This is a genomic window from Isoptericola hypogeus (genome assembly GCF_039531145.1).
Classification (GTDB): domain Bacteria; phylum Actinomycetota; class Actinomycetes; order Actinomycetales; family Cellulomonadaceae; genus Isoptericola; species Isoptericola hypogeus.
The window spans coordinates 1,415,815-1,425,177 of the sequence record NZ_BAAAPM010000003.1; the positions used below are offsets into that span (position 1 = coordinate 1,415,815).

Here is a 9,363-nt window from a genome sequence, read left to right on the forward strand (position 1 = left end):
GGTCCGGCCCTCTCCATCTCGGCCTCTATCTCGGCGGGGAGGTCACGTGTCGTGCTCGACGACGTGGTCGTCCTCGCGGTGGTCGTCGTCGCCGCCGGCCGGGTAGTCGGCGCGCTCCGGCCGGGCGCGCAGGACGAAGATGCTGACGACGAGCCCGCCCCACACGATCAGCAGGGACAGGACCATGAGCATGATGGCGGGGGTGGTCATCGCGCGGCCTCCTTCGAGGTCGTCGTGACCGACGGCGGAAAGGCCGGCCACGGGGTGAACTCGTCAGGGCTGCGGCGCCAGCGCGGAAGTGTCAGCACGACGGCGCCGACGACGAGCACCACCAGCGTGCCCCACCCGGCGTACAGCAGGTAGGTCTCGTCGTACTTCTCGTACGGGTTCTGGACGAGGTCGACGATCCGCGAGACCAGCATGTAGGCGAGGATCGCCGGGACGATCACGCCCACGCACGCGTACCACCAGCGGCCCACCTGGAACGTGGAGACGGCGTTGAGGTGATACCGCAGCTCCGGCCCCTTGTGCAGCAGCCAGACGAAGAAGATGCACATGATCACCGCAGACGCCACGATGCCGATCTGGTTGGACCAGTTGTCGATGGTGTCCAGGGCGATGAGGCCCGTCGTCGTCGCCATCCCGATCACGGAGAGCGCTGCCGCGACCAGCCCGATCCACAGGGTCGCCTGGCGACGGCTGAGGCCGAACTTCTCCTGGAACGAGGCCGACACCACCTGCAGGATCGAGATGAGCGAGGTGAACCCGGCCAACGCCAGCGAGCCGAAGAAGAGCGCGCCGAACAGCGCGCCGGCCGGCATCTGCGAGATCACCGCCGGGAACGTCACGAACGACAGGATCGGGCCGGTGAGCCCCTCGAGGTCCGCCACCGCGACGCCCTGCTCGTGCGCGAGGAAGCCGAGCGCCGCGAACACGCCGATGCCGGCGAGCATCTCGAAGCCCGAGTTGGAGAACGCGACGACCAGGCCGGGGGACGTGAGGTTGGCCTTGCGCTTCCGGTACGACGAGTAGGTGATCATGATGCCGAACGCCACGGACAGCGAGAAGAAGATCTGGCCGTAGGCGGCGATCCACACGTTCAGGTCGCCGAGCGCGCCCCAGTCGGGCGTGAACAACGCGTTGAGGCCGTCGCCCGCGCCGTCGAGGAAGATCGCGCGGACCACGAGCACGCTGAACGCGATGACGAGCACGGGCAGGAAGATGACGTTCGCCTTCTCGATGCCCTTGGCGACGCCGCCCGCGAGGACGGCGAGGGTCGCGACCCACACCAGGACCAGCGGGATCAGCACCGCCGGGACGAAGTCGAGGGAGAACCACGGACCGCCGTTCGCGGTGTCGGAGAGCTGCAGGTAGTCGCCGGTGAAGAAGGCGGCAGGGTCGTCGCCCCACTGCAGGCCGAACGAGTACACGAAGTAGCTCAGCGCCCAGGCGATGACCGCCGCGTAGTAGATGGCGATGACGAAGCAGATCATCACCTGGAACCAGCCGAGGCTCTCCAGCCAGGTCTTGACCCGCCGGAACGCCGTCGGCGGCCCGCCGCGGAAGCGGTGCCCGAGGGCGTAGTCGAGGAAGAGGATCGGGATGCCCGCGGTCAGCAGCGCGATGACGTACGGCACCATGAAGGCGCCACCGCCGTTCTCGTACGCGACGCCGGGGAACCGCCAGATGTTGCCGAGCCCGACGGCGGAGCCGATCGCGGACAGGATGAAGCCGACCTGTCCGGTGAACTGCTCCCGCGGGGGGCTCGTGTCTTGGGTGGATGGTGCGCTCACGGGTGACGAACCTCCATGTAGATCACCGTCGCGTCAAACGTGTCTCACGAGCGATGATGCGCCGCAACGGCAGGACCGGCATCCAGGCACGCCGCGAACCGGACGATCCGGGCGAAATCGTGGGTCGAGCCTGTCGCACGGATCCGTGGTCTCGACAAGCTCGACCGGCGGCAGGTTTCGACGGGCTCAACCGCCGGGTCCTGGTCTCGACAGGCTCGACCGGCGGTTTCAGCCCAGGAGCCGCGCGACCAGCCCGCCGTGCAGCCGCCCGTCGGGGTCGAAGCGTCCGGCGAGGTCGCGGAAGTCGCCGAACCGCGGATAGAGGGCGGCCATGTCGCGCGGGTCCACGGTGGAGACCTTGCCCCAGTGCGGCCGGGCGCCGAGCGGCAGCAGCGCCGCCTCGAGGTCCGGCAGCAGCGCGCGCACGTCCGCCTCGCGCGGCAGCCAGGTGAAGTGGAGACCGACGGACGGCTCGTCGAACGGGCTCAGCCACAGGTCGTCCGCCGCGACGGTGCGGATCTCGCTCGTCTGCAGCAGCGGCGCCACCTTCGGCCCCAGCCCCCGCACGGCTTCGATCGCGGCCACCGCGTTGCGGCGCGGCAGCAGGTACTCCGTCTGCACCTCCGCTCCCGCCGACGGCGTGAACTCGAGCCGGAAGTGGCTCAGCCGCTCGTGCCACGGGCCGGTCACGCCGAGCTGCTCCGTGGTCGCCGACGCGTCCACGCCCGGCAGCGGGTGCACCGGCACGGTCGACCAGCGCGCGCCCGGCACCTGGGGCACCCCGCCGCCGTCCGACCCCACGACCGACTTGAACCACACGTGCCGTACGGCGGGCTCGTCCCACGAGGTGAAGGCGCTCACCGAGTACGCGGCCGACGTGATCGCGTCGAAGTTCTCGAGGTACGCGTCCCAGGGCAGGCCCTCCGCCACGTCCTGGCGCACCGCGAACGTCGGCACGGTGGCGAGCTCCACGCGCGTCACGACGCCCAGCGCGCCCAGGGACACGACCGTGCCCGGGAAGACGTCGGGGTGCTCGTCGCGCGTGATGCGGCGCAGCTCGCCGGCCGGCGTCATGAGCTCCAGGCCGACGACGGCGCCCGCCAGGCTCTGGTTCGCGTCGCCCGAGCCGTGGGTCGCGGTCGCCACCGCGCCCGCGACGGAGATGTGCGGCAGCGACGCCATGTTCCCCAACCCGCGCCCGGTGGCGTGCAGGCCGCGCGACACCTCGCCGTAGCGCAGGCCGGCGTTGACCGAGACGACGCCGTTCTCCACGCCGTCGGCGTCCAGCACGTCGACGGCGGGGCGGCCGTCGTCGAGCACGTCGACCTGCACGTGCACGCCGTCCGTGTCGGCCACGTCGTTGAACGAGTGCCGCGACCCGAGGGCCCGCACCCGCTCCGGTCCCGCGAGGAGGTCGGCGAGCTGCTCCAGCGTCGTGGGGCGCACGATCTCGCGCGCGGAGTACGTGAGGTTCCCGGCCCAGTTCTGATGCACGGCCTCTACCCTGCCATCTCCGCCGACGGCGTCGGATCCACCTTCAGACGGATCCCGGGTCGTCCTGCGGTCCGACGGGCCCGCCGGCCGAGCCTGCGCTCAGCCGGCCAGGTACGCCTCGAGCTCGGCGACCTGCCGGTCCAGCGCGGCGCGCTCGGCGTCGGAGGCCTCCCTGACCCACTGCACGTCGACGGCCAGGCGGCCGCGCTGCGGGCCCCTCGACCCGTCGACAGGCTCAGGACGGCGCATGCTCGGGGCGGCGCCCGACGGCCAGCGCCAGCGGCCGGCGAAGACGCCGTCAACCACGACCCCGTGCACGAAGGCGCCCGCACGCTCGGGCGCCGGGAGCGCGGGGTCGAGCAGCACGTGCCGCGTCTCGCGGTAGGACATGAACAGCTCGTCGTAGGCCTGCAGCAGGTCGACCGTCGGCCCGCCGTCCCCGTCGCCGGCGGCGTCGCCATGGGCGGGACCCGCGCCGTCGAGCCAGCGCTCCGCGGTGGCCGCCGTCGCCACGAGGGTCAGGCCCTCCAGGTCGCCGCCGCCCGGGATCTCGACGACCTCCCCGGCGTCGCGGAGCACGGCCAGGCCGCGACGCAGGTCGGCGACGGTGACGTCGCTCCACAGCCGCAGGTCGTTCACGGTCGCGAACGCCCGGCCCGGCAGGTAACGGCGCCAGAGCTCGACGACCGCCGCCTCCGCGTCGTACGTGGACCCGAGGGGCCCGTATCCCGACGGGACGCGGTCGTCGAACGTCGCGTAGACCTGGTGGTGCGTCGGCCGGTCTGCCGGCGGTGGGCCGCTGATGACGAGCCGCCGCAGCTCCGCATGCATGAGCATCTGCGTGAACGCGATGCCGGGCGCGTCCGCGGCGAGCAGGCCGCGCGCGACGAGGGCCTCCTTCAGCTCGGCGCGGGTCCGAGGCCCGTTCGCGACCTCGGCGGCCACCGCGTCCGCGCCCCGAGTCTGGTCGCCGAGCCCCCAGGCCTTCTCGGTCGACGCCATCAGCCTCGCGATGCGCGGCGCCGTCAGCTCCAGCAGCCAGCGCGCGTCGGTGGGGCGCAGCACGTGCCACGTGGGCCGCAGCACGTGGGTGCGCAACAGCTCGCCGTCCGCGAGCGCCCGGTTCGCGGCCGCGTGACCCGGGCGGGACGCAGGGACGACGCGGCGGCTCAGCCCCCACAGCGCCGGCTGCAGCTCCTGGGCCTGCACGGCCAGCAGGTGCTCGACGACGGCGGGCAGGTCTGGTCGGCCCCGGCCGCGCAGGTGCGTCGCCTCGAGGCGTGCCGCCCGCACGATCCGGGAGTCCGGCGCCGCCCGTGAGGCCTGCCCACCGGGCCGCGCGGTCACCCCAGCCTGCCGGACGACTCCACCTGCTCCACCGGGATCCGGCCGCCCATGCCCACCATGTCCAGCACCTCGGACACCGCCTCGGACGGCTCGCGCAGCATGACCGGCGTCCCCGTCTCCTGGCCGAGCATGTACACCTGCAGGACGAACGCGACGCCGGACGAGTCGATGAACGTGACGTCCCGCGTGTCCAGGACGACGGGGCGCGTGGACCCCCGGGCGGCGAGCGCCGCCATCGCGTCGCTGGCCGCCTCGCGCAGCGCGGCGTCCACCTCGCCCCAGAGGGTCAGGACGGTGCCCTCGTCCCCGGTCCGGGACGAGATGCCGGAGCTGGGCCCGGGGTCGCTGCTGCTGTCGAAGTCCATGTCGTGAAGAAGCTCCCGTACGTGCGGTGCCGATCGGCGAGCGGGCGGAACCGGGGGCCTCGGCGCGGCGCCACAGGCCCGCGTCGAGTGTTCCCCCCTCAGCGGGTTTCGTCCACCCCTGCGGCGTGCGGCGGCACCGCGGCGGTGGACTCGCCGGCGTCCGGTGTCGCCCCGGGCTCCGGATCGGTGACGTCGGCGACCTGCGCGCCGAGCGCCGCGGCCAGCGCGGCGCCGTCGACCGTCGCCGCGACGCCGTGCGCCCCCGCGCCGATCGACACCGGCCCCGCGACGACGCGCTCGTCCGCGACCACGGGCCAGGGGCGCGTGGAGCCGAACGGCGTGATCGTGCCGCGCTCGTACCCGGTCACCTCGCGGGCGACGTGCCGGTCCGGCATCGACAACCGCGACACGCCCAGCAGCGCGCGCAGCCGCGGCCACGCGATCGTCCGGCCGCCAGGTACCAGCACGAAGAGGTAGTCGTCCTCCGCGCGGCGCACCACCAGGCTCTTGACGACCTGCTCCGGCCGCAGGCCGCGGACCCGTGCCGCCTCCTCGAGCGAGCCCACCGGGCCGTGCCGGGTGATCTCGAACGCGATCCCCGAAGCCTCAAGCGCCTCGCGGGCACGGAACTCTCCGGGCGAACCCTCCGGGGCGTCGTCCGGTGTCGCGGGACGATTCACCCCTAGTTCTCCCGGTACGCCACGAGGGCCTCGTCCAGCGGGCCGTCCTGCTGGTCCTCGGGCAGCTGGCAACCCAGCAGTGCCGGCAACGCCGCGTCGTCGTCCGCCGTCGTCTCCGTCGCCAGGGCCGCTGCCGCGGCGTCCAGCGCCTCGTCGGCACACGGCTCGGGATCCGGGGTCGGCGTCGGCTCACCGGACGGGTCGTCCGTGGGCGTGGGCGTCGGGGTGGGCGTCGGGGTCGGGGTGGGCGTCGGGGAGGGCGTCGGCGTCGGGGAGGGCGTCGGCGTCGGGGAGGGCGTCGGCGTCGGGGAGGGCGTCGGGGTCGGCGTAGGCGTCGGCTTGGGCGTCTCGCTCGGCGACGGCGAGGGACTCGGCTTCGGGGTCGGCTTGGGCGTCGGCTTGGGCGCCGGCGTGTCCTTGCCGTCGTCGGACTTGCCGTCCGCCTTCGTGCCGCCCGGCTTCGTGTCCGTGCGCTTCGTGTCGCCCTTGCCCTTGCCGGACGTGCCGTTGTCGGACGTCCTGCTGACCCGGTCGTGCTGGGCCGCCTTGTCCTGCGCGGCGCCGGTCACGCTGACGTCGTCGGCGTCCCAGGCCCGGTCGGGGATCGGCCCGGCGGCGAAGAACTCGAAGTGCCACGGCTCGGGCTTGGAGCCGTCGAGGCGGGCCCATGACGGGTTGTCCCAGCCGAAGTCCGGCCCGTGCACCCGCAGCCACTGGTACTCGGACGTCGTCCCGGACGAGATCGGGTACGACAGGTCGACGGCGAGGCCCCAGCCGTGGTTCGACGTGCCCGGCACCGCCGCCAGGTACGGCTTGGTGATCTTCAGGCGGACCTGGACGTCGTACGGCCGGTACGAGTCCGTCATCGGGATCGGGACCCCGAACCTCTTCTCGTACAGCTCGTTGAGCTGCATGAGCTGCTCCGCGGCGTCGCACCGCAGCATGTGGCCCGGCGCGAAGTCGAGCGGGCAGAGCGCAGACGTGGGGATCCGGCCGTTCGCGTAGCCCGACGTGCTGCCGGCGTACTTCTCGACGACCGCACGCAGCCCGGCGGTCAGCGTCGCGCGGGACGAGATCCCGTCGAGGGAGGTGACGCCGTCGATGCCGTCCGCGGGGAGCACGACGTCGGCCACCGCCGTCGCCGACGCCGGGTCGAGCAGGTTCGCCAGCCGCGTCGCGGCCACCACCACGTCGTCGAACGTCACCTCGCCGGAGTGGTCGTGCGCGGACTCGTGATCGGCCACCTCGTCGTCGGCGGCATCGTCGACGGCCTTCCCGGCGGACTTGTCGGCCGGAGCCTCCTTGTCGGCCGGAGCCTCCTTGTCGGCCGGAGCCTTCCCCGCGGACTTCTCTTCGTCGGACCCCTCGTCGGCGGGAGCCGTCTTGTCGGCCTTCGCGCCCGCCTTCTCGTTCGCCTCGACGGCGCGCGAGACCGGGACGGCGTCGTCCTCGGCCGGGTCGGCCGCGTCGACCAGAGGGGCTGCCACGGGCGCGCCGTCGGCGGTCAGCCGGAAGTCGGACTCGGCCTGCTGGGCAAGGTAGGTGCTCAGCAGCATCCCGAGCTCGGCGGCCGCCTGCCGCACCTCCGGCGTCAGCTCGCGACCGGCCTCCTGCGCCGCGAGCTCCGCGCGCTCGAGGACGGCGAGCACCTCCTCCACCGTCGTCGGCCCGGTCGTGGTGGTCGAGCCGACGACTCCGACGCTGACGCCCTCGCCCGCAGGGCTCCCGGCGCCGACGTCGGGCAGCTCCTGCGCGGCGTGCAGCAGGTCAGAACCCGCGGGCGCACCGATCACCGGGACGGCGAGCAGCCCCGCGGCGAGGACGCACGCGGCGGACCCCGAACCCACGAACTTGAGCAGGCGACTCCGTCGCGTCCCCGGCATCGCACGACCGTCCTGGTCAGCGCCTGGCGCAGGCTTCACGACCGCAGACCTCCCTCGGCTTCGACGCGACAGCGCTCGCATCCTTGCACACCGTCCCCGCGGAAGGTGACGCGGGCGACGACGTGGCCTCTCCCACCTTGCGACACCCGGGCCGCGGATGCCAGCCCGGAGCCAAGATTTCACTCCCCGGTCATCCCGGACCGGGCCACGGAGCACCCGGGAGCGCCCCCGGCGACGGGCCGTGTTGGACACTGTCCCCATGAGCGGCGTCGACCTCAACAGCGACCTCGGCGAGGGGTTCGGGCGGTGGAGCCTGGGCGACGACGACCGCATGCTCGCCGTCGTGTCCAGCGCGAACGTGGCCTGCGGCTTCCACGCCGGCGACCCGGCGACCATCCGCCGCACGGTCCGCGCCGCGGTGGCTCACGGGGTCGCCATCGGCGCGCACGTCGGCTACCGCGACCTCGCGGGGTTCGGGCGGCGCGCGATGGACGTGCCCGGCGACGAGCTCCGTGCCGACGTGCTCTACCAGCTCGGCGCCCTGTGCGGGATCGCGGCCGCCGAGGGCGGCCGCGTCGCCTACGTGAAGCCGCACGGCGCGCTGTACCACGCCGCCGCGAAGGACGAACGGGTCGCGCGGGACGTCGCCGTGGCAGTCGGCGACCTCGACCCCGGCCTCACGATGCTCGGCCAGCCCGGCACCGCCGCCCTCGCCGTCGCCGCCGACGTCGGGCTGCGGGTCGCGACCGAGGCGTTCGCCGACCGGGCGTACGCGCCCGACGGCACGCTGCTGCCGCGCTCCGCACCCGGCGCCGTCCTCCGCGATCCCGACGAGGTCGCCCGACGCGTGCTCCGGCTCGCCACCGAGGGCGTGGTCGAGGCCGTCGACGGCTCGCTCGTCCCCGTCGCCGCGGACTCCGTCTGCGTGCACGGCGACACCCCCGGCGCCGCGGCGATGGCGGAGCGGGTGCGGGAGGTGCTCGACGCGGCGGGCGTGCCGGTCCGCCCGTTCGTCGGCGGCGCGCACGGCGGGGCCGCCGGCGGGGCTCCCGGCGGGGCTCCTGGGGCGGCGGACGACGGCGCCGCGACGGCCGGCTGAGCGTGCGGGTCCGCGCCGCGCGCGACGACGCGCTGCTCGTCGAGCTCGACGACCTCGCGCAGGCGGTCGCGCTGCACACGTCGCTGCAGGCGCACCCCGTGACCGGGGTCGGCGAGACCGTGCCAGGCGCGCGCACGCTGCTGGTCGCGTTCGACCCCTGGCGGGTCTCGGCGGCCGACCTCGCCGCCGAGCTGCGCGCCCGCGCGTCGTCGTCCGACGTCCGGCCCGACCGCGAGCACCGACGGGGTGGGGCCGGCAGTCGGCTCGTGGAGGTCCCGACGGTGTACGACGGCGCGGACCTCGACGGCGTCGCGACCCTGCTCGGCTGGAGCGTCGAGGAGGTGGTGCGACGGCACGCGAACGCCTCGTGGGTGGTGGGCTTCGTCGGGTTCGCGCCGGGCTTCGCGTACCTCACGGGGGACGACTCCGGGCTGGTCGTGCCACGGCGGTCGAGCCCCCGCACCCGGGTCCCGGCGGGGTCGGTCGCGCTCGCCGGCCCGTACACCGGCGTCTACCCGCGCGAGAGCCCCGGCGGCTGGCAGCTCGTGGGGCGCACCGACCTCGTGACGTGGGACGTCGAGCGCGACCCGCCCACGCCTTGGGCGCCCGGCGACCGGGTGCGGTTCACACCGGCGCGCGCGTCCGTGCGGGCGGGCGCCACGCACGGCACGGATCACGGCGGCAGTTCCGGATCGGAGCGGC

At 74.2% G+C, this 9,363-nt stretch carries 9 protein-coding genes; 2 read left to right on the forward strand and 7 right to left on the reverse strand.

Annotation, left to right across the window (positions count from 1 at the left end):
* Nucleotides 1-42: 42 nt before the first annotated feature.
* The 7 genes from ABD254_RS08650 to ABD254_RS08680 form a co-directional block, all read right to left on the reverse strand.
* The gene (locus tag ABD254_RS08650; protein ID WP_344247590.1) at nucleotides 43-210 is read right to left on the reverse strand and encodes a methionine/alanine import family NSS transporter small subunit; all 168 of its coding nucleotides are present in this window, start codon (nucleotides 208-210) and stop codon (nucleotides 43-45) included.
* Nucleotides 207-1,793, reverse strand: a complete 1,587-nt coding sequence (locus tag ABD254_RS08655) for a sodium-dependent transporter (RefSeq protein ID WP_344247592.1) — start codon at nucleotides 1,791-1,793, stop codon at nucleotides 207-209. Before ABD254_RS08655 ends, ABD254_RS08650 begins: the two co-directional genes overlap by 4 nt.
* A 228-nt stretch (nucleotides 1,794-2,021) precedes the next feature.
* The gene (locus ABD254_RS08660) at nucleotides 2,022-3,287 is read right to left on the reverse strand and encodes an FAD-binding protein (RefSeq protein ID WP_344247594.1); all 1,266 of its coding nucleotides are present in this window, start codon (nucleotides 3,285-3,287) and stop codon (nucleotides 2,022-2,024) included.
* Between the two features lie 99 nt (nucleotides 3,288-3,386).
* A complete protein-coding gene (locus ABD254_RS08665) occupies nucleotides 3,387-4,634 on the reverse strand; it encodes a winged helix DNA-binding domain-containing protein (RefSeq protein WP_344247596.1) in 1,248 nt (415 codons plus the stop codon).
* Nucleotides 4,631-4,999 carry an STAS domain-containing protein gene (locus ABD254_RS08670; protein WP_344247598.1) on the reverse strand — a complete coding sequence of 123 codons (369 nt, stop codon included), beginning with the start codon at nucleotides 4,997-4,999 and terminating at the stop codon, nucleotides 4,631-4,633. Before ABD254_RS08670 ends, ABD254_RS08665 begins: the two co-directional genes overlap by 4 nt.
* 98 nt (nucleotides 5,000-5,097) lie before the next feature.
* Nucleotides 5,098-5,679, reverse strand: a complete 582-nt coding sequence (locus ABD254_RS08675) for an aminoacyl-tRNA deacylase (protein WP_344247600.1) — start codon at nucleotides 5,677-5,679, stop codon at nucleotides 5,098-5,100.
* Nucleotides 5,680-5,681: 2 nt separating this feature from the next.
* Nucleotides 5,682-7,562 (reverse strand): M15 family metallopeptidase, encoded by a 1,881-nt coding sequence (locus ABD254_RS08680; RefSeq protein ID WP_344247602.1) that lies wholly within the window; start codon nucleotides 7,560-7,562, stop codon nucleotides 5,682-5,684.
* A gap of 259 nt (nucleotides 7,563-7,821) precedes the next feature.
* Here ABD254_RS08680 and ABD254_RS08685 point away from each other — a divergent pair, with 259 nt between their 5' ends.
* Nucleotides 7,822-8,661, forward strand: a complete 840-nt coding sequence (locus tag ABD254_RS08685; protein WP_344247604.1) for a LamB/YcsF family protein — start codon at nucleotides 7,822-7,824, stop codon at nucleotides 8,659-8,661.
* Nucleotides 8,662-8,663: 2 nt separating this feature from the next.
* The coding region (locus tag ABD254_RS08690; RefSeq protein WP_344247606.1) for a 5-oxoprolinase subunit B family protein at nucleotides 8,664-9,363 on the forward strand (700 nt) is incomplete at its 3' end.

Excerpts from the sequence above, each read along its gene's own strand:
- ABD254_RS08650 (WP_344247590.1), bottom strand. The coding sequence starts at position 210 with ATGACCACCCCCGCCATCATGCTCATGGTCCTGTCCCTGCTGATCGTG.
- ABD254_RS08670 (WP_344247598.1), bottom strand. The coding sequence starts at position 4,999 with ATGGACTTCGACAGCAGCAGCGACCCCGGGCCCAGCTCCGGCATCTCG.
- ABD254_RS08680 (WP_344247602.1), bottom strand. The coding sequence starts at position 7,562 with ATGCCGGGGACGCGACGGAGTCGCCTGCTCAAGTTCGTGGGTTCGGGG.
- ABD254_RS08685 (WP_344247604.1), top strand. The coding sequence starts at position 7,822 with ATGAGCGGCGTCGACCTCAACAGCGACCTCGGCGAGGGGTTCGGGCGG.